Consider the following 17,655-nt stretch of genomic DNA (forward strand, 5'->3'; position numbering starts at 1 on the left):
CACCGGCAGCTTAAAGAATCACGCTGCCAATCAGGAAGCCGAAGCAGACGGCAAACACCACGCCCATCGTGCCCGGAATAAAGAATGGATGGTTAAAGACGAAACGCCCAATGCGCGTCGTGCCGGTATCGTCCATCTGCACCGCCGCGACCAGCGTCGGGTAGGTTGGCAGAATGAACAGACCAGAAACGGCAGCGAATGAGGCGACCGCCGTCAGCGGAGACACGTTCAGTGCGAGTGCCATCGGCATCAGCGCTTTGGCCGTTGCCGCCTGAGAGTACAGCAGCGCAGAGGCAACGAAGAAAATCACCGCCAGCAGCCACGGGTGGCCCTGAATCACGGTACCCGCCGTCTCTTTAATCCAGTCGATGTTGTGGGAGACGAAGGTATCGCCGAGCCACGCCACACCGAGGATACAGATACAGGCGCTCATCCCCGCTTTAAAGGTGCTGGAACTCAGAATGCTGTCCGTTTCCACGCCGCACATCACCGTGGTCAGCGTCGCGACGCTCAGCATAATAATCAGGATCGCGTTAGTGGTGTTCATCAGTGGCGTCGCCACCAGGCCAAGGCTTGGGCTGTTGACGATGGCATAAATCACCACACAGACCACGCCGAGCAGGAACAGCAGCACCGAAAGTTTGGCGCGCGGTTTGATTTCAACTTTGTTTTCACCGCGCAGTTCGATCAGACCCTCTTCCAGACGTTTCAGGTATACCGGATCGTCAGAGAGTTTTGAGTTGAACAGCATAGTGACCAGGAACGACATCAGCAGCACAGCCAGCAGCGTCGACGGGATCACCACCGAGAGCAGATGGATGTAGCTCACGCCGTGGCCTTCCATCACTGAGGACATATAAACCACCGCGGCAGAAATTGGCGAGGCGGTAATCGCAATCTGAGCGGAAACGACGGCGGTCGACAGCGGACGGCACGGTTTGATACCCTGCTCTTTCGCCACTTCGGCAATCACCGGCAGGGTCGCCAGAGAGATGTTCCCGGTCCCGGCAAAAATGGTCAGGAAGTAGGTGACGACGGGCGCAAGGATGGTGATGTACTTCGGATTTTTACGCAGCAGTTTTTCAGTCTGATGCACCAGATAATCCAGCCCGCCCGCGATCTGCATCGCAGAGATGGCCGCAATCACCGCCATGATGATGGAGATAACGTCAAACGGGATTTTCCCCGGTGCGACACCAATCGCGGCCAGCACCAGCACGCCGAGCCCGCCAGCATAGCCGATACCAATCCCCCCGAGTCTGGCGCCGATAAAAATCGCCGCTAAAACGATAATCAGCTCAATGACAATCATAATCGCTTCCTTGAATGTTAGATGTTGGATACGTAAATGTTATTTTTGTGATGTCCTATATAAGCAAAAAGGCATGTCACAAGTGACATGCCTTTCGGAAGTTTAACCGGAACTGTTATTGTTCGCTTTCATCGGTATAACGTTTCGCTTTGTAGGCCGGGTGCATCAGGTTTTGCGCCGAGAAGATATCATCCAGCTCAGCTTCTGTCAGCAGTCCTCGCTCCAGTACAACTTCGCGCACGCTCTTACCGGTTTCGGCACAAATCTTCCCGACGATATCGCCGTTGTGGTGGCCGATGAACGGGTTGAGGTAGGTGACGATGCCGATAGAGTTATAGACGAAGCTCTCGCACACTTCTTTGTTCGCCGTAATGCCGTTAATGCATTTTTCCAGCAGGTTGTAGCAGGCGTTGGTCAGAATGTGGATAGACTCAAACATCGCCTGGCCAATCACCGGCTCCATTACGTTCAGCTGCAGCTGACCCGCTTCGGAGGCCATGGTCACGGTAATGTCGTTCCCGATGACTTTGAAGCACACCTGGTTCACCACTTCTGGCACCACCGGGTTCACTTTGGCTGGCATGATGGACGAACCGGCCTGCAGCTCTGGCAGGTTGATTTCGTTCAGGCCAGCGCGTGGACCGGAGGAGAGCAGGCGCAGGTCATTACAAATTTTGGAGAGTTTCACCGCCAGACGTTTCAGCGCGCTGTGCACCATCACGTAAGCGCCGCAGTCGGAGGTCGCTTCGATCAGGTCTTCCGCCGGTACTACCGCCAGGTTAGAGACTTCCGCCAGTTTTTGCACCGCCAGCTGCTGATAGCCGTCTGGGGTGTTCAGACGTGTTCCGATGGCGGTCGCGCCAAGGTTCACTTCCAGCAGCAGCTCAGAAGTGCGCAGGATGTTGCGGGTCTCTTCGTTCAGCAGCACGTTAAACGCGTGGAACTCCTGGCCGAGGGTCATTGGCACTGCATCCTGCAGCTGGGTACGACCCATTTTCAGAATGTCCTGGAACTCAACGGCTTTACGCTGGAAGCCATCGCCCAGCTGGTTAATTGCGTCGATCAGTTTCACCACGGAGGCGTACACGGCGATACGGAAACCGGTCGGGTAGGCGTCGTTGGTGGACTGGCACTTGTTAACGTGGTCGTTTGGATTGAGGTACTGGTACTCACCTTTCTGGTGGCCCATCAGTTCAAGACCGATATTCGCCAGCACCTCGTTGGTATTCATGTTGACAGAGGTCCCCGCGCCGCCCTGATAGACGTCAACCGGGAACTGGTCCATGCATTTGCCGTTGTTCAGCACTTCATCGCAGGCGGCGATGATGGCATTTGCAGCGCTTTTCGGAATGGTTTGCAGCTCTTTGTTCGCCAGGGCTGCGGCTTTCTTCACCATCACCATGCCACGGACAAACTCAGGGATGTCGCTGATTTTGTTGTTGCTGATGTAAAAGTTTTCAATCGCTCTCAGAGTGTGAATACCGTAGTAGGCATCCGCTGGAACTTCCCTGGTACCCAACAAATCTTCTTCGATACGAATGTTGTTTAACATGTGAACCTTCTTTTAAAGCGGCCGATGGATTGTACTAAACACACAGTAGATATGTGGTTTTCAATATTTGCTGACCGACGATTATTCCCTCAATCAGCCAGATACTCGAGATCATATGCTGATGATAGCGAATTGCCGTAATCTGGATCACTTATTATCGCCCTCATCTCATGATAATTATTAATCTGTGAAATGAATCACCGCTTGAATATTTCCAGAAAAAATATCCGTGCAAACCGATTGAAATTTGGCTAACCGTCTCCATCTCAGAAAGACGCGAATCGCAAACACATTCAGACAGAGGCCAGAGGCGTCTGCCACACAGGAGAAACCAGTGCGCTGGATACCTTTTATTGCCATCTTTCTCTATGTTTACATTGAGATTTCGATTTTTATCCAGGTCGCCCACGTGCTGGGTGTCCTGCTGACGCTGATCCTGGTGATATTCACATCAGTGATAGGTATGTCGCTGGTGCGTAACCAGGGTTTCAAAAATTTCCTGTTAATGCAGCAGAAGATGGCGGCGGGCGAAAGTCCGGCGGCCGAGATGATCAAAAGCGTCTCCCTGATTCTTGCGGGTCTGCTGCTGATTCTGCCGGGCTTCTTCACCGACTTCATCGGCCTGTTACTGCTGTTGCCGCCGGTGCAAAAACTGCTGACCCTGCGACTGCTGCCGCATCTGCGCTTTAACCGTATGCCTGGCGGCGGGTTCAGCACCGGTCCGGGAAATGGGGAAACCTTTGACGGGGAGTACCAGCGTAAGGACGACCAGCACGACCGTATTGATCATAAAGACGATCGCTGAGTTTTTTGCCCGGTGGCGCTGCGCCTACCGGGCCTACAAAACCCAAACCGTAGGCCGGATAAGGCGCAGCCGCCATCCGGCAACTAAACCGCACCGCGCTTAGGCAAGAACCCCCACAGCCCCGCCAGCATCACGACGGCATACAAACTCTTCCAGCCAATTATCACCAGCAGCAGTAAACACAGCACTCCGCCGATCACCGCCAGAACTTTAAAGCGGCCTTTCAGCAACCGACACCCCGCCAGCATGCACAGCAGATAAATCATGATGAAAATGCCGTTGGCGTAGACGATCAGCGCGTCCAGATTGATGTTCAGCCAGTAGATCCCCAATGTGCTCAGCACGCAGCAGCCCAGCACCGCGTTCAGGGCGTTCAGCGGCAGCTGACGTTTTGACAGGCGCGACAGTCGGCTGTCCGGTTTGTATTGCGCCTGAGACCACACCAGACGGGCGAAGCTCTGAATATAGATGTTCAGGCTGGCGAAGCAGGCGAGATAGCCAATCACGCAGGCAATCCATAACGCTTTGACGCCAAACAGCTGCACCACAATGCCTGGCAGCGATGCCGCCGCGGCCGCTTCAGCGCTGTACGCGTTGAAGTGCAGCACCAGCACCGTACAGGCCCAGTAGACCGTGCCCGCCAGCAGCAGGCCAATCATCAGCGCGCGCGGGAAATCGCGCTCCGGCTGTTTGAACTCTGACGCCAGATGGGCAAACGCCTCCAGGCCAACAAAACACCAGAACATCACCGAGAGCGCTGCGAAAAGTTGAGAATGATCGACGTCGGCGATGGCCGGGAAGGGAATTTCGCCGACGTGGATATCGCCGGCCCACCAGATGGCGGCAATCAACGCGACGATCAGCACCGCCACCAGCGTTTGCAGATTGGCGCTCGAGCTGGCCCCGCGCGAGCCCACCCACCAGACGATCGCCAGCGTACCCAGCTCGGCAAACAGCAGCTGTTCGTCGTGCCAGCCAAACAGCGCCTGAGCAAAACCGGTGGCGATGTGCAGGGCGGCAGGGAGACCGACAGGAATCACCGACAGGAACAGCCAGCCGGTCACCCGCTCCAGCCGTGGGCCAAACGCCATGCCGACAAAATGCGCCACGCCGCCCGCGCTCGGGAAATGTCGTCCGAGCGTCGCAAAGACGATTGCAATCGGGAAGACCAGCACAATCAGCACCGGCCACGCCCACAGGCTGTTATTCCCCGCCACCAGTGCCGCCAGCGCAGGCACCGCAAACACACCCGTTCCTAACAAGGAGGTGGAGAGCAAACCCACGCCCTGCGCCAGCCCTAGCTCCTGTTTGAGTCCACTCATTGACTTCGTCCTGACATCATCAAAAGAGAGGCGATGGTAACACTTTCACAAATTTTTTTTCGGCTGCCCCTTGAAGGGGCAAAATCCGACCCCCATCTCTCAGGGCACCAGTCGGTAAACCTTTTACGGCCCGGCGTCTTCCATAACTGATAATGACTTTCTCGAAGGAGAGATATCAATGAGTATTCGTCCGTTACATGATCGTGTGATCGTCAAGCGTAAAGAAGTTGAAACCAAATCTGCAGGCGGCATCGTTCTGACCGGTTCTGCAGCAGCCAAATCAACTCGTGGCGAAATCATCGCTGTCGGTAAGGGCCGCATCCTGGAAAACGGTACAGTGCAGCCGCTGGACGTTAAAGTGGGCGACATCGTGATCTTTAACGATGGCTACGGCGTGAAATCCGAGAAGATCGACAATGAAGAAGTGTTGATCATGTCCGAAAGCGACATCCTGGCAATTGTTGAAGCGTAATCCGCGAAACGATACTGAACGAATTTGAGGAAATAAGAACATGGCAGCTAAAGACGTAAAATTCGGTAACGACGCTCGTGTGAAAATGCTGCGCGGCGTGAACGTACTGGCAGATGCAGTAAAAGTGACCCTGGGCCCGAAAGGCCGTAACGTGGTGCTGGATAAATCCTTCGGCGCACCAACCATCACTAAAGATGGCGTTTCCGTTGCACGTGAAATCGAACTGGAAGACAAATTCGAAAACATGGGCGCGCAGATGGTGAAAGAAGTTGCCTCTAAAGCGAACGACGCTGCAGGCGACGGTACCACCACCGCGACCGTGCTGGCTCAGGCGATCATCGCTGAAGGTCTGAAAGCTGTTGCTGCGGGCATGAACCCAATGGACCTGAAGCGCGGTATCGACAAAGCGGTTATCGCGGCTGTTGAAGAGCTGAAAGCGCTGTCCGTTCCTTGCTCCGACTCTAAAGCGATTGCGCAGGTAGGTACTATCTCCGCTAACTCCGACGAAACCGTGGGTAAACTGATCGCAGAAGCGATGGACAAAGTCGGTAAAGAAGGCGTGATCACCGTTGAAGACGGTACCGGCCTGGAAGACGAACTGGACGTGGTTGAAGGTATGCAGTTCGACCGCGGCTACCTGTCCCCATACTTCATCAACAAGCCAGAAACTGGCGCTGTTGAGCTGGAAAGCCCGTTCATCCTGCTGGCTGACAAGAAAATCTCCAACATCCGTGAAATGCTGCCTGTGCTGGAAGCCGTAGCGAAAGCTGGCAAACCACTGGTTATCATCGCCGAAGACGTTGAAGGCGAAGCCCTGGCAACTCTGGTAGTGAACACCATGCGTGGCATCGTGAAAGTGGCTGCGGTTAAAGCACCTGGCTTCGGCGACCGTCGTAAAGCTATGCTGCAGGACATCGCAACCCTGACCGGCGGTACCGTGATTTCTGAAGAAATCGGTATGGAGCTGGAAAAAGCGACCCTGGAAGATCTGGGTCAGGCGAAACGCGTTGTGATCAACAAAGACACCACCACCATCATCGATGGCGTGGGTGACGAAGGCGCAATCCAAGGCCGCGTAGCTCAGATCCGTAAGCAGATCGAAGAAGCGACCTCTGACTACGACCGCGAAAAACTGCAGGAGCGCGTAGCGAAACTGGCAGGCGGCGTGGCAGTGATCAAAGTCGGTGCGGCTACCGAAGTTGAAATGAAAGAGAAGAAAGCCCGCGTTGATGATGCCCTGCACGCAACCCGTGCTGCGGTAGAAGAAGGCGTGGTTGCTGGTGGTGGTGTCGCGCTGGTTCGCGTTGCCGCTAAACTGGCTGGCCTGACTGCTCAGAACGAAGATCAGAACGTGGGTATCAAAGTTGCGCTGCGCGCAATGGAAGCGCCACTGCGTCAGATCGTCTCCAACGCCGGTGAAGAGCCGTCTGTTGTGGCGAACAACGTGAAAGCAGGCGAAGGTAACTACGGTTACAACGCAGCGACTGAAGAATACGGCAACATGATCGACTTCGGTATTCTGGACCCAACGAAAGTGACCCGTTCTGCTCTGCAGTACGCGGCATCCGTAGCCGGTCTGATGATCACCACCGAATGCATGGTGACCGATATGCCTAAAGGCGATGCTCCTGACTTAGGCGCAGGCGGCATGGGTGGTATGGGTGGTATGGGCGGCATGATGTAATTTGCCCCTACGCCCTGCAACCAGAATGATTTGGGCGTTTACGTCCCAGAATTGAAAAACCCCCGGACAGAAATGCCTGGGGGTTTTTCTTTTGGTCATCTTTTTAGTATAAGGTTTACACACGGACAACTCTTGTCCAGCTTATTGAAAACGGGGAATAACATGCGCGTTAAAGTCTGTGCAGGGATCGTAGGGGCAGCGTTGCTGCTGGCGGGATGTAGCTCCAGTAACGAGCTCTCCTCGGCGGGACAGGGCGTTCGCTTTGTGGAAGATAAGCCGGGCAGCGAGTGCCAGCTGTTAGGTACGGCAACCGGTGAGCAGAGCAACTGGATGTCGGGTCAGCACGGTGACGAAGGCGGCTCAATGCGCGGTGCGGCAAACGCGCTTCGTAACCAGGCCGCGGCAATGGGTGGCAACGTGATTTATGGCGTGAGCAGCCCAACGCAAGGCATTCTGTCGAGTTTCGTGCCGACGGCAAGCTCCATGAACGGCCAGGTTTATAAGTGCCCGAATTGAGATAGGTGCGGGCTGATGCCCTCACCCCGACCCTCTCCCACGGGAGAGGGCGCAAACACTAAAAACGGCAACGGGTGTTGCCGTTTTGCTTTTACCTCTGCCACCTGCCTATTTAGTTCTGCCGCAGTTGCAAATCCAGCGGCGTTTTGCTCGGCTCACCACCAATCTCGCGCGCCAGCTTCGGCACCATATATCCCGACACCAGCGTCAGCAGCTCCCGCATAATCTGCCGGGCTTCCTCATCGCTCACCATGAAATGCGCCGCACCCTGAACGCGGTCCAGCACGTGCAGGTAATAGGGCATCACCGAGGCATCAAACAGCGCATTGCTCAGCTCGGCGAGCGCCCGCGCGTTATCGTTCACACCGCGCAGCAGCACGCTCTGGTTCAGCAGCGTCACACCCGCTTTGCGCAGACGCGCCATTGCCGAGCGGAATGCGTCGTCGATTTCGTTGGCGTGGTTAATATGATTCACCAGCAGAATTTGCAGTCGCGACTCTTCGAAGCGCGCAACCAGGGTGTCGGTAATACGTGCGGGGATCACAATCGGCAGGCGGCTGTGAATGCGTAACCGCTTGATATGCGGGATCGCCTCGAGCTGTGCCATCAGCCAGTCCAGCTCGTGATCTTTCGCCATCAGCGGATCGCCGCCGGAGAAGATGATCTCATCCAGCTCAGGATGGGCCGCAATATAGTCCAGCGCCACCTGCCAGTTGCGCTTATTGCCCTGATTATCGGCGTACGGGAAGTGACGACGGAAGCAATAGCGGCAATTTACCGCACATCCACCCTTCACCAGCAGCAGGGCACGGTTCTGATATTTATGCAGCAAACCCGGCACCACGCTGTTCTGTTCTTCCAGCGGATCGGTGCTAAAACCGGGCGCGGTCACGAACTCATCCTGCGAGGTAAGTACCTGTTTCAGCAGTGGATCGTCGGGGTTGCCTTTCTCCATCCTCGCGACAAACGCACGAGGGACACGCAGGGCAAAGAGACGCTTTGCCTCACGGCCAGCGAGCAAATTTTCATCAGTGTCTATATTCAATAGACCCAGCAGTTCATCAGGACTGGTGATTACATCGGCAAGTTGCGATAACCAATCTTCTCTGGACGGGGTATTTAGGGTTACAATATGCGCCATTTTGTGGCTTAGCTACCAGTTAACAATTTTCAGAGGGCCTTATGGCGACTTACTATAGCAACGATTTTCGTGCTGGTCTTAAAATCATGATGGACGGCGAACCGTATGCGGTTGAAGCCAGCGAATTCGTTAAACCAGGTAAAGGCCAGGCATTCGCGCGCGTTAAGCTGCGTCGCCTGCTGACCGGTACCCGCGTTGAGAAAACCTTCAAATCTACCGACTCCGCTGAAGGCGCTGACGTTGTCGATATGAACCTGACCTTCCTGTACAACGACGGCGAGTTCTATCACTTCATGAACAACGAAACTTTCGAGCAGCTGGCTGCTGATGAGAAAGCCGTTGGTGATAACGCGAAATGGCTGCTGGACCAGGCTGAATGCATCGTGACCCTGTGGAACGGTCAGCCTATCTCCGTGACTCCGCCTAACTTCGTTGAGCTGGAAATCATTGAAACCGATCCAGGCCTGAAAGGTGACACCGCAGGTACCGGCGGTAAACCAGCCACTCTGTCTACTGGCGCTGTGGTTAAAGTGCCACTGTTCGTTCAGATCGGCGAAGTGATCAAAGTGGATACTCGCTCTGGCGAATACGTATCCCGCGTGAAGTAATTCATGTTTACCCTAAATAATTCGAGTTGCAGGAAGGCGGCAAGCCTGAGAATCCCCAGGAGCTTACTTAAGTAAGTGACTGGGGTGAGCAGGCGCAGCCAACGCACATGCAACTTGAAGTATGACGGGTAATGAGTGAGGCGCAGCGCCTGCTGCGCCTGATTGATTCAGGCAGGGATGATGAAACGTACCGTTAAAATTCTGCTGATGCTGGCACTCTCCAGCGCCCTCCTTTCCGGGTGCAACACCGCGCGCGGAGTAGGTGAAGATATCAAAGCTGTTGGCCACGCGATCTCCCACGCAGCCAGTTAATCACGTCTAATACTCCGAAAAATTCTTCCTTTTCCGTCAACCGGCGGGATCTTGTCTATCCTTAAGTGGCTATACACAAATAACATTGGCTATAAAAGGAAGATATTATGGTTAAGAAAACAATTGCAGCGATCTTTTCTGTACTGGTGCTTTCTTCAGTATTAACCGCCTGCAACACCACGCGTGGCGTGGGTGAAGATATCTCTAGCGGCGGTAGTGTTATTTCTGGTGCAGCAACGAAAGCACAGAATTAATGATGTGATATCAGGACGGTACGGAACGGGGCTGCCGCCGTACCGTCAGCTTTACACTTCCTGAAGCGTCAAAAACGGTGAGAAGCGCGTGTCCATGTGCAGTTTCATACGGATATTGCGTTTGTAGGTATACACCGTCTTGCTGTTAATACTGAGCTTCCCGGCAATATTCTGATTGCTGGCACCTTCCATCCACAGTGCTAAAACTTTCTCTTCCTGACGGGTCAGCAGTGGCGTTGCAATTTGCGGGATCTCGTAGCTGGCACAGGTACTTAATGCGTCATTAATCACTCTCGCCAGGGTGTCCAGTGACGTGCTTTTGCACAGCGAAGCCCACAGCGGGAACTGCTTAATGTAGCCCGACATATCCAGCTTGATGTCGGATTGCAGCAGAATAAAAGGCCGCGTCTCGCTGGCAATAAGCAGGGACGACAGCTGCTGGATATCACTCATATCCTGCATAAAACTGTTTAAATCAGCGATCACCAGCGTGGGCTTCCATTGCAGGATATGCTCCCTGGCAAGAAACAGATTATTCAGCCCAGTGACCATAAAAGTGCCGGGGAATAACCCTGAATGATTGAGCCATGCTTCAAACCCGGAGCGGGTGAAGTGACAACGGTCAATCAAGAGAATTTTAAACATGTTTTTTTCGCATCAGGCAAAGGGCTCGGCTTGCTGCCATCAGAAAGCACACCATCATAGGGAAGTCCGATGAGTACTAAATGGCTGAACTCCGCTGCATACTGAGGCTATTTCAGGCTTTAACCAGATTTTGCCAATTGTATTGAATTAAGATCGCTTTCTGAGCAAAATAGGCCTCTCATCTCTGCCTTGCGGGACGACCTGCAAGCGCTTCGATCACCGGGGACGGCCCCAGACTGTTATTTGAGTTAAGGAGCCTTATATGTCCTGGATTATTCTTTTGATCGCCGGTTTGCTGGAAGTGGTATGGGCCATCGGCCTGAAATACACCCACGGTTTCACCCGCCTGACCCCGAGTATCATTACCATCACCGCCATGATTGTCAGTATTGCGCTGCTGTCGTGGGCGATGCGCACGCTGCCGGTCGGCACGGCCTATGCCGTCTGGACGGGGATCGGTGCCGTGGGCGCGGCGATTACCGGTATTTTGCTGCTGGGAGAGTCCGCGAGTCTGGCGCGTATTGCCAGCCTCGCGTTAATCGTGGCGGGAATTATTGGGTTGAAGCTCAGCACCCATTAATGCGGCTGTTCGACCCAGATTAATTTCGACACATCAAACCCTTGTCGGGTCGCGACATCGAGCATTTGCTGCTTCATTTCGTCTGAAATGGTCGGCGTGCGCGAGAGGATCCACAGATAGTCGCGATCCGGCCCGCATACCAGCGCATGGCGATATTCCCGGTCCAGCGCAATCACGTTATAGCCACCGTAGAACGGGCCAAAGAACGATACTTTCAGCGCGGCCCGGCTCGGGTCGCCGGTAAAGTACGCTTTGCCGATCGACTGCTGCCACATCCCACGCTCTGGGTTGTATCCCTTGTTAATCACCTGAATGCCGCCGTCATCCATGGTGCTGTAAGTTGCGGTGACGCGCTGTAACCCGCGTTCAAAGCGATGATCCAGGCGGGCGATTTCATACCAGGTGCCGAGATAACGCTGTGCATCAAAGTTATTCACGACGGTGACGCCATTCGGCGGGGTAGGGGAACTACAAGCCACCACTAAAAACGCGGCTGTCACCGCGGCGATAACAGGCAAAATGCGCATAGAAGTTTCCTTGCTGTTTTTTTGTTAAGTGTAGATGACAGCAAGGAAAATGCGGGACAAAAGGTTACTGGAGCGCGTCCAGGATTCGATACGCGGCCTCTACACGAGCCGGGTTGGGATAGCTTTTATTCGCCAGCATCACGATGCCGAGATTCTTTTCCGGAATAAAGGCGACGTAGCTGCCAAATCCGCCGGTGGATCCGGTTTTATGCACCCAAGAGGCTTTCACGGCAGGGGCGGGTGGATTGATTGCCACTGCGGTTGTCGGGGCGAGCGCGATTTTATTATCGCTGCCGTCGACGACAGTTTTGGCTTTCACCGGCCAGTTCAGCATTTCCCAGCCTAAGCCCTGATACATCTCGCCGATGCGCCAGTAGCGCGACTGCGCCAGCGCAATGCCCTGCTGCAGCTTTTCGTCTTTCACGGCTGACGGGTTGATGTTGGCCTGCACCCAGCTCGCCATATCTTCGATGGTGGTTTTAACGCCGTAAGCTTCGGCATCCAGCATCCCCGGCGAAACGTGAACGGCTTTGCCGTCGCGATAGCCCCAGGCGTAGTTTTTCTCTTCCGCAGCCGGAACGTTCAGCCAGGTGTGACTCAGTTTCAGCGGCTGGAGTACGCGCGTGGTCATCGCCTGCTCGAAGCTCATGCCCGACGGCTTAACGGCGAGTGCGCCAAACAACCCAATGCTGGCGTTCGCGTAAAGACGTTTTTCGCCCGGAGCCCACTGCGGCTGCCAGTGTTGATAGAAGTTGAGCAGGGCCGACTGGTCGGTGACTTCATCAGGTACCTGCAGGGGCAAACCACCCGCCGTGTACGTCGCCAGATGCAGCAGATTAATGTGCTGCCACTGTTTGCCCGTCAGTTCAGGCCAGTATTGAGTGACGGGATCGCTAAGATGGATTTCGCCGCGCGCGAGGATGTCACCGCCCAGTACGCCGGTGAAGGTTTTACTCACGGAGCCCAGTTCGAACAGCGTTTGCTGAGTGACGGGTTTGTTTCCGTCGATATCGGCTTTACCCCAGGTGAAATAGTGAGGTTTGCCCTGATAAATGACCGCGACGGCCATACCGGGGATAGCCTGTTCCTGCATGAGCGGGGCGATGGTGCGGTTAACGATGTCGGCGAGCTGTTTATCTGTCGCCGGTGCCGCCAGCGCTGAGAATGACGCGCTGAGCAGCAAGGCGCAGCAAAGTGATTTTTTCATCTGAGCATCTTCCATAAAAAAGCCCGCCGGAAGGGCGGGCCGGATGAAGACGCACAATATCAAATTGTGACGATAGCAACCAGGGTCACAACCGTCAGAATGGTCGCCAGGCCGTAGAACACCCATTTGCCGTTTGGCACGTGGATTTTCAGATCATGCATGGCGTGGTGGATGCGGTGCAGCCCCAGCCAGAGTGGCAGAACAATCATCAGGAAGATAAACACGCGGCCAATAAAGCTGCTGGCGAATGCCAGCACGCGGTCATAGCCCAGCGCATCGCCCGGGAAAAGCCCCAGCGGCAGCAGAATCGCGACCAGCAGGATAATGACCGGTGCGACGATGGCGCTCCACATGCCGCCTGCGCCGAACAAGCCCCAGAATACCGGCTCGTCAGAACGTTTTGGGTTGGGATTAATCACTCAGGCCTCCTTACCAGAACAGTGCCACAAACAGAACGACCACAGTCACGACTGCAGTCACCGCCCAAAGCCCTTTAATCACAGGCTCCGGCCCCATTTTCTCGCCCTTCACGATAATGTTCGCGGCCTTCGGTGCCAGCTCAAACCAGGTTTTGGTATGCAGCAGCGCGGCGGCGAGCACGATCAGGTTCAGGATCACCACGATCGGGTTTTGCAGGAAACCTACAAAACTGGCCCAGGTTTCCGGACCGTGCTTCAGCGCGAAAAGACCGTACATCAGCTCAAGGCTGAACCACACCGCCGGAACCGCCGTGCCTTCACGCAGCATATAGAAGCGATAAAACGGCAGTTTCTTCCACCAGGTGGCCGGCATTGGCCGCACGTAGGCTTTGCGTTTAGTCGTCATCATGCACTCCTTAGCGTGGTTTCAGGGTAGCGATAAGAAAGTCTTTCGAGCTTTCCACTTTACCCTGCTGAATAGCGGCGGCCGGGTCGACATGCTTCGGACACACTTCCGAGCAATAGCCCACGAAGGTACAACTCCACACGCCGTTCTGGCTGTTGAGCTGCGCCATACGTTCTTTCTTCCCGTGATCGCGGCTGTCTTCGTTGTAGCGATGCGCCAGCGTAATGGCCGCCGGGCCGATAAACTCCGGGTTCAGGCCAAACTGTGGGCACGCGGCGTAGCACAGACCGCAGTTGATGCACCCGGAGAACTGATGGTATTTCGCCATCTGCGCCGGGGTCTGGGTGTTTGGACCCTGATCCGGTGTGCGCGGGTTGCCGATGATGTACGGCTTAATCGCTTCCAGACTTTCGATAAAGTGGGTCATATCGACCACCAGATCGCGCTCGATCGGGAAGTTACCCAGCGCTTCGACCTTCATGCCTTTGGTGTACTCGCGCAGGAAGGTTTTACAGGCCAGCTTCGGCACTTTGTTGACCATCATGCCGCAGGAGCCGCAGATAGCCATGCGGCAGGACCAGCGATAGCTCAGGTCCGGTGCCAGGTTATCTTTGATGTACCCGAGCGCATCCAGCAGGGAGGTTTGCTCATCAAAAGGCACATCGTAGAAAGCGCTGTGCGGTGCGGCGTCCACTTCCGGGTTGTAGCGCACCACTTCAATTTTCAACGTCTGCATCTCAGCCATTCGCCTTCTCCTTCTTATCGGCGGCTTCCGCTTCTGCCCCATAAACACGTTTTGCTGGTGGCAGCGTGGTGATCTTCACGTCGCTGTAGTCCAGACGGGTGGTACCGTCTGCGTCGCGGTAAGCGAGGGTATGCTTGAGGAAATTCACGTCGTCGCGTTCGGTACAGCCTTCGTCCAGACGCTGATGCGCGCCGCGCGACTCTTTACGCGCCAGGGCGGAGTGCGCCATACATTCGGCAACGTTCAGACCGTGACCCAGCTCAATGGTGTAGAGCAGGTCGGTGTTGAACACGCTGGAAGTATCGGTAATGCGCACACGCTTGAAGCGCTCCTGCAGCTCCGCCAGCTTATCGACGGTTTTCTGCATCAGCTCCGGCGTACGGTAGATGCCGCAGCCTTCTTCCATGGAGAGACCCATTTCGTCGCGGATTTTCGACCAGTTTTCCGTGCCTTCCTGGTTTACCAGCGCTTTCAGACGTTTTTCGACATCCACCACCTGTGCGTCGAGCGCGGCGCAGTTGGCTTCACCAGCCGTTGCAGCGCGCTCCATCGCGCGTTCACCCGCCATGCGGCCAAACACCACCAGCTCCGCCAGCGAGTTGGAGCCGAGACGGTTCGCCCCGTGCAGACCGACGGAAGAGCACTCCCCGACGGCAAACAGCCCTTTAATGCGGGTTTCACACTGCTGATCGGTTTCGATGCCGCCCATGGTGTAGTGCGCGGTTGGACGCACCGGAATCGGCTCTTTTACCGGATCGACGCCAACGTAGGCTTTCGCCAGTTCGCAGATGAACGGCAGACGTTCCAGCAATTTCTTCTCGCCCAGATGACGCAGGTCGAGATAGACCACATCGCCGCGCGGCGTAGAAATCGTGTTGCCTTTGCGCCACTCGTGCCAGAACGCCTGGGAGACTTTGTCGCGCGGACCGAGTTCCATATATTTGTTTTTCGGCTCGCCGAGCGGGGTTTCCGGGCCCATGCCGTAATCCTGCAGATAACGATAGCCATCTTTGTTGACCAGAATACCGCCTTCACCACGGCAGCCTTCCGTCATCAGAATGCCGGAGCCCGGCAGGCCGGTTGGGTGATACTGTACGAACTCCATGTCGCGCAGCGGAATGCCGTGGCTGAGCGCCATACCCATGCCATCGCCGGTGACGATCCCGCCGTTGGTGTTATAGCGATACACGCGGCCTGCGCCGCCCGTCGCCATCACCACCGCATTGGCGCGGATCTGCATCAGCGTGCCTTCCATCATGTTCATCGCCACCAGGCCACGCGCATGGCCGTCGTCGACCAGAATGTCGAGGACGAAGTGTTCATCAAACCGTTGAATTTGCGGGAACTGAAGGGAGGTCTGGAACAGGGTGTGGAGCATATGGAAGCCGGTTTTATCGGCGGCAAACCAGGTGCGTTCGATCTTCATCCCGCCGAAGCGGCGCACGTTGACGCTGCCATCCGGGCGGCGACTCCACGGGCAGCCCCACTGCTCCAGCTGGGTCATTTCCGTCGGGCAATGGTGGACAAAGTAGTCAACGACATCCTGTTCGCAAAGCCAGTCGCCCCCGGCAACCGTGTCGTGGAAATGGTATTCGAAGCTGTCATGATCCTGCGCAACGGCGGCGGACCCTCCTTCTGCGGCAACCGTGTGGCTGCGCATCGGGTAGACTTTTGAAATCAGTGCGATTTTAGCGGTTGGATTCGCTTGGGCTGCAGCAATCGCAGCCCGTAATCCTGCGCCGCCAGCACCTATAACGACAAGATCGGCTTGAAAAGTTTGCACGACATTCCTCCAGATTTTTGTTTTTCCGCAACGTGAAGACCTAACAGGATTCACTTGCCTCAGGGGCGGTTGCGAACGCGTTTCCACTGCTCCTTTATGGGTAAAACAGTATAACCGTATGGATGTGGGGGAAATTTGACGCGTTCGATTTTTTTGCTGTTAAGTCCGGCGATTTATCACTGCGTTTGATGAATTGCGTCACGGAATTTTTCAGATTGCTGAATCGAGAAAATTTACTGTGCAAAATTTGTCTCTCTGTGCGCTAACGAGTAGACTTCGTGCCCTTGTCTGAATCCGGAGAAAATTCCCATGAGCGAAACGGCCACCTGGCAGCCGAGCGCAACCATCCCTAACCTGTTAAAACGTGCAGCAATTATGGCAGAAATCCGCCGTTTCTTTGCTGACCGTGGTGTACTTGAGGTGGAAACGCCGTGCATGAGTCAGGCTACGGTGACCGATATTCATCTGGTCCCGTTTGAAACCCGTTTTGTCGGCCCAGGCCACTCTCAGGGGATGAATCTGTACCTGATGACCAGCCCGGAATATCACATGAAGCGCCTGCTGGCGGCGGGCTGCGGCCCGGTGTATCAGCTGTGCCGCAGTTTCCGCAATGAAGAGATGGGTCGTCACCACAACCCGGAATTCACCATGCTGGAGTGGTATCGCCCGCACTACGACATGTACCGCCTGATGAACGAGGTGGACGATCTGCTGCAACAGGTGCTGGAGTGCGCCGGAGCCGAAACGCTCTCCTACCAGCAGGCTTTCCAGCGTCATCTGGAAATCGACCCGCTGTCAGCGGACAAAACCCTGCTGCGTGAAGTGGCCGCGAAGCTGGATCTGAGCAATGTTGCGGATACCGAAGAAGATCGCGATACCCTGCTGCAGCTGCTGTTCACCTTTGGCGTTGAGCCGCAGATTGGTAAAGACCGCCCGACTTTTGTCTACCACTTCCCGGCCAGCCAGGCGTCTCTGGCGCAGATCAGCACCGAAGACCATCGCGTCGCCGAGCGCTTTGAGGTGTATTACAAAGGTATTGAGCTGGCGAATGGTTTCCACGAACTGACCGATGCCCGCGAACAGCAGCAGCGTTTCGAGCAGGACAACCGCAAGCGTACAGCGCGCGGCCTGCCGCAACAGCCGATTGATACCAACCTGCTGGAAGCGTTAAAAGCCGGTCTGCCGGACTGCTCCGGCGTGGCCCTGGGCGTGGATCGTCTGGTGATGCTGGCGCTCGGTGCCGAGCAGCTTGGGGATGTGATTGCGTTTACGGTGGATCGGGCTTAGGTAAAAGCAAAAATCCTCTCTCAGAGAGGATTTTTTAGTGTGTTCTCCCTCTCCCGGTGGGAGAGGGTTGGGGTGAGG

Annotated in this window: 20 protein-coding genes; 9 read left to right on the plus strand and 11 right to left on the minus strand. The window is 55.4% G+C overall.

Annotated features, from left to right (window positions below):
* Positions 1–10 precede the first annotated feature (10 nt).
* Together AC3WS9_RS02290 and aspA are read right to left on the minus strand one after the other, a co-directional pair.
* Positions 11–1,312 carry an anaerobic C4-dicarboxylate transporter gene (locus tag AC3WS9_RS02290; RefSeq protein WP_282491530.1) on the minus strand — a complete coding sequence of 434 codons (1,302 nt, stop codon included), beginning with the start codon at positions 1,310–1,312 and terminating at the stop codon, positions 11–13.
* A gap of 115 nt (positions 1,313–1,427) precedes the next feature.
* On the minus strand, positions 1,428–2,864 hold the full coding sequence (aspA, locus tag AC3WS9_RS02295; RefSeq protein WP_103948109.1) for an aspartate ammonia-lyase: 1,437 nt from the start codon (positions 2,862–2,864) through the stop codon (positions 1,428–1,430).
* A 334-nt stretch (positions 2,865–3,198) separates the two neighbouring features.
* Here aspA and AC3WS9_RS02300 point away from each other — a divergent pair, with 334 nt between their 5' ends.
* Positions 3,199–3,669, plus strand: a complete 471-nt coding sequence (locus AC3WS9_RS02300; protein WP_282491529.1) for an FxsA family protein — start codon at positions 3,199–3,201, stop codon at positions 3,667–3,669.
* An 83-nt stretch (positions 3,670–3,752) separates the two neighbouring features.
* On the opposite strand, the gene yjeH is transcribed toward AC3WS9_RS02300, so the two are convergent.
* Positions 3,753–4,991: an L-methionine/branched-chain amino acid transporter gene (gene yjeH, locus AC3WS9_RS02305; RefSeq protein WP_492486477.1), complete on the minus strand. Its 1,239-nt coding sequence runs from the start codon at positions 4,989–4,991 to the stop codon at positions 3,753–3,755.
* 178 nt (positions 4,992–5,169) lie between these two features.
* Here yjeH and AC3WS9_RS02310 point away from each other — a divergent pair, with 178 nt between their 5' ends.
* The 3 genes from AC3WS9_RS02310 (at position 5,170) to AC3WS9_RS02320 (ending at position 7,663) form a co-directional block, all read left to right on the plus strand.
* A complete protein-coding gene (locus AC3WS9_RS02310) occupies positions 5,170–5,463 on the plus strand; it encodes a co-chaperone GroES (protein WP_003855929.1) in 294 nt (97 codons plus the stop codon).
* A gap of 40 nt (positions 5,464–5,503) precedes the next feature.
* On the plus strand, positions 5,504–7,147 hold the full coding sequence (gene groL / locus AC3WS9_RS02315) for a chaperonin GroEL (RefSeq protein ID WP_492486481.1): 1,644 nt from the start codon (positions 5,504–5,506) through the stop codon (positions 7,145–7,147).
* Positions 7,148–7,309: 162 nt separating this feature from the next.
* Positions 7,310–7,663, plus strand: a complete 354-nt coding sequence (locus AC3WS9_RS02320; RefSeq protein ID WP_282491525.1) for a DUF4156 domain-containing protein — start codon at positions 7,310–7,312, stop codon at positions 7,661–7,663.
* Positions 7,664–7,775: 112 nt separating this feature from the next.
* Here the strand turns inward: AC3WS9_RS02320 and epmB are convergent, their stop codons facing one another.
* On the minus strand, positions 7,776–8,804 hold the full coding sequence (gene epmB / locus AC3WS9_RS02325; protein WP_492486484.1) for an EF-P beta-lysylation protein EpmB: 1,029 nt from the start codon (positions 8,802–8,804) through the stop codon (positions 7,776–7,778).
* Positions 8,805–8,845: 41 nt separating this feature from the next.
* On the opposite strand from epmB, the gene efp reads away from it, so the two are divergent.
* From efp to ecnB, 3 genes are all read left to right on the plus strand, one after another.
* Entirely contained in the window at positions 8,846–9,412 is a 567-nt protein-coding gene (gene efp, locus AC3WS9_RS02330) for an elongation factor P (RefSeq protein WP_095280459.1), read from the plus strand.
* A gap of 180 nt (positions 9,413–9,592) precedes the next feature.
* The gene (locus tag AC3WS9_RS02335; protein ID WP_282491522.1) at positions 9,593–9,724 is read left to right on the plus strand and encodes an entericidin A/B family lipoprotein; all 132 of its coding nucleotides are present in this window, start codon (positions 9,593–9,595) and stop codon (positions 9,722–9,724) included.
* A 107-nt stretch (positions 9,725–9,831) separates the two neighbouring features.
* Complete coding sequence (ecnB, locus tag AC3WS9_RS02340; RefSeq protein ID WP_492486487.1) at positions 9,832–9,978, plus strand: lipoprotein toxin entericidin B; 147 nt, start codon at positions 9,832–9,834, stop codon at positions 9,976–9,978.
* Between the two features lie 51 nt (positions 9,979–10,029).
* Here the strand turns inward: ecnB and AC3WS9_RS02345 are convergent, their stop codons facing one another.
* The gene (locus AC3WS9_RS02345) at positions 10,030–10,623 is read right to left on the minus strand and encodes a LuxR C-terminal-related transcriptional regulator (protein WP_285145710.1); all 594 of its coding nucleotides are present in this window, start codon (positions 10,621–10,623) and stop codon (positions 10,030–10,032) included.
* A gap of 262 nt (positions 10,624–10,885) precedes the next feature.
* Between AC3WS9_RS02345 and sugE the strand changes: the two genes are divergently transcribed.
* Entirely contained in the window at positions 10,886–11,203 is a 318-nt protein-coding gene (sugE, locus tag AC3WS9_RS02350; protein WP_282491519.1) for a quaternary ammonium compound efflux SMR transporter SugE, read from the plus strand.
* Here sugE and AC3WS9_RS02355 read toward each other — a convergent pair.
* The 6 genes from AC3WS9_RS02355 to frdA all read right to left on the minus strand — a co-directional run bounded on the left by AC3WS9_RS02355 (position 11,200) and on the right by frdA (position 16,290).
* Positions 11,200–11,730 carry a lipocalin family protein gene (locus AC3WS9_RS02355; RefSeq protein ID WP_282491518.1) on the minus strand — a complete coding sequence of 177 codons (531 nt, stop codon included), beginning with the start codon at positions 11,728–11,730 and terminating at the stop codon, positions 11,200–11,202. The genes sugE and AC3WS9_RS02355 overlap by 4 nt on opposite strands.
* 64 nt (positions 11,731–11,794) lie before the next feature.
* Positions 11,795–12,937: a CMY2/MIR/ACT/EC family class C beta-lactamase gene (ampC, locus tag AC3WS9_RS02360; protein ID WP_492486490.1), complete on the minus strand. Its 1,143-nt coding sequence runs from the start codon at positions 12,935–12,937 to the stop codon at positions 11,795–11,797.
* Positions 12,938–12,996: 59 nt separating this feature from the next.
* Positions 12,997–13,356 carry a fumarate reductase subunit FrdD gene (gene frdD / locus AC3WS9_RS02365; protein ID WP_095280465.1) on the minus strand — a complete coding sequence of 120 codons (360 nt, stop codon included), beginning with the start codon at positions 13,354–13,356 and terminating at the stop codon, positions 12,997–12,999.
* A gap of 10 nt (positions 13,357–13,366) precedes the next feature.
* On the minus strand, positions 13,367–13,762 hold the full coding sequence (gene frdC / locus AC3WS9_RS02370) for a fumarate reductase subunit FrdC (RefSeq protein WP_100777909.1): 396 nt from the start codon (positions 13,760–13,762) through the stop codon (positions 13,367–13,369).
* Between the two features lie 10 nt (positions 13,763–13,772).
* Positions 13,773–14,507 carry a succinate dehydrogenase/fumarate reductase iron-sulfur subunit gene (locus AC3WS9_RS02375; protein WP_095280467.1) on the minus strand — a complete coding sequence of 245 codons (735 nt, stop codon included), beginning with the start codon at positions 14,505–14,507 and terminating at the stop codon, positions 13,773–13,775.
* Positions 14,500–16,290, minus strand: coding sequence for a fumarate reductase (quinol) flavoprotein subunit (gene frdA, locus AC3WS9_RS02380; RefSeq protein ID WP_492486492.1), 1,791 nt, complete (start codon positions 16,288–16,290; stop codon positions 14,500–14,502). The genes AC3WS9_RS02375 and frdA overlap by 8 nt, the downstream gene beginning before the upstream one ends.
* Positions 16,291–16,599: 309 nt before the next feature.
* On the opposite strand from frdA, the gene epmA reads away from it, so the two are divergent.
* Entirely contained in the window at positions 16,600–17,577 is a 978-nt protein-coding gene (gene epmA / locus AC3WS9_RS02385) for an elongation factor P--(R)-beta-lysine ligase (RefSeq protein ID WP_285145713.1), read from the plus strand.
* Positions 17,578–17,655 lie beyond the last annotated feature (78 nt).

Source organism: Lelliottia sp. EB106-05-01-XG201, assembly GCF_058791735.1.

Bases quoted from the DNA above. Each gene is read 5' to 3' on its own strand.
- AC3WS9_RS02290 (WP_282491530.1), bottom strand. From the start codon at position 1,312: ATGATTGTCATTGAGCTGATTATCGTTTTAGCGGCGATTTTTATCGGC.
- aspA (WP_103948109.1), bottom strand. From the start codon at position 2,864: ATGTTAAACAACATTCGTATCGAAGAAGATTTGTTGGGTACCAGGGAA.
- yjeH (WP_492486477.1), bottom strand. From the start codon at position 4,991: ATGAGTGGACTCAAACAGGAGCTAGGGCTGGCGCAGGGCGTGGGTTTG.
- AC3WS9_RS02310 (WP_003855929.1), top strand. From the start codon at position 5,170: ATGAGTATTCGTCCGTTACATGATCGTGTGATCGTCAAGCGTAAAGAA.
- groL (WP_492486481.1), top strand. From the start codon at position 5,504: ATGGCAGCTAAAGACGTAAAATTCGGTAACGACGCTCGTGTGAAAATG.
- AC3WS9_RS02320 (WP_282491525.1), top strand. From the start codon at position 7,310: ATGCGCGTTAAAGTCTGTGCAGGGATCGTAGGGGCAGCGTTGCTGCTG.
- epmB (WP_492486484.1), bottom strand. From the start codon at position 8,804: ATGGCGCATATTGTAACCCTAAATACCCCGTCCAGAGAAGATTGGTTA.
- efp (WP_095280459.1), top strand. From the start codon at position 8,846: ATGGCGACTTACTATAGCAACGATTTTCGTGCTGGTCTTAAAATCATG.
- AC3WS9_RS02335 (WP_282491522.1), top strand. From the start codon at position 9,593: ATGAAACGTACCGTTAAAATTCTGCTGATGCTGGCACTCTCCAGCGCC.
- ecnB (WP_492486487.1), top strand. From the start codon at position 9,832: ATGGTTAAGAAAACAATTGCAGCGATCTTTTCTGTACTGGTGCTTTCT.
- AC3WS9_RS02345 (WP_285145710.1), bottom strand. From the start codon at position 10,623: ATGTTTAAAATTCTCTTGATTGACCGTTGTCACTTCACCCGCTCCGGG.
- sugE (WP_282491519.1), top strand. From the start codon at position 10,886: ATGTCCTGGATTATTCTTTTGATCGCCGGTTTGCTGGAAGTGGTATGG.
- AC3WS9_RS02355 (WP_282491518.1), bottom strand. From the start codon at position 11,730: ATGCGCATTTTGCCTGTTATCGCCGCGGTGACAGCCGCGTTTTTAGTG.
- ampC (WP_492486490.1), bottom strand. From the start codon at position 12,937: ATGAAAAAATCACTTTGCTGCGCCTTGCTGCTCAGCGCGTCATTCTCA.
- frdC (WP_100777909.1), bottom strand. From the start codon at position 13,762: ATGACGACTAAACGCAAAGCCTACGTGCGGCCAATGCCGGCCACCTGG.
- AC3WS9_RS02375 (WP_095280467.1), bottom strand. From the start codon at position 14,507: ATGGCTGAGATGCAGACGTTGAAAATTGAAGTGGTGCGCTACAACCCG.
- epmA (WP_285145713.1), top strand. From the start codon at position 16,600: ATGAGCGAAACGGCCACCTGGCAGCCGAGCGCAACCATCCCTAACCTG.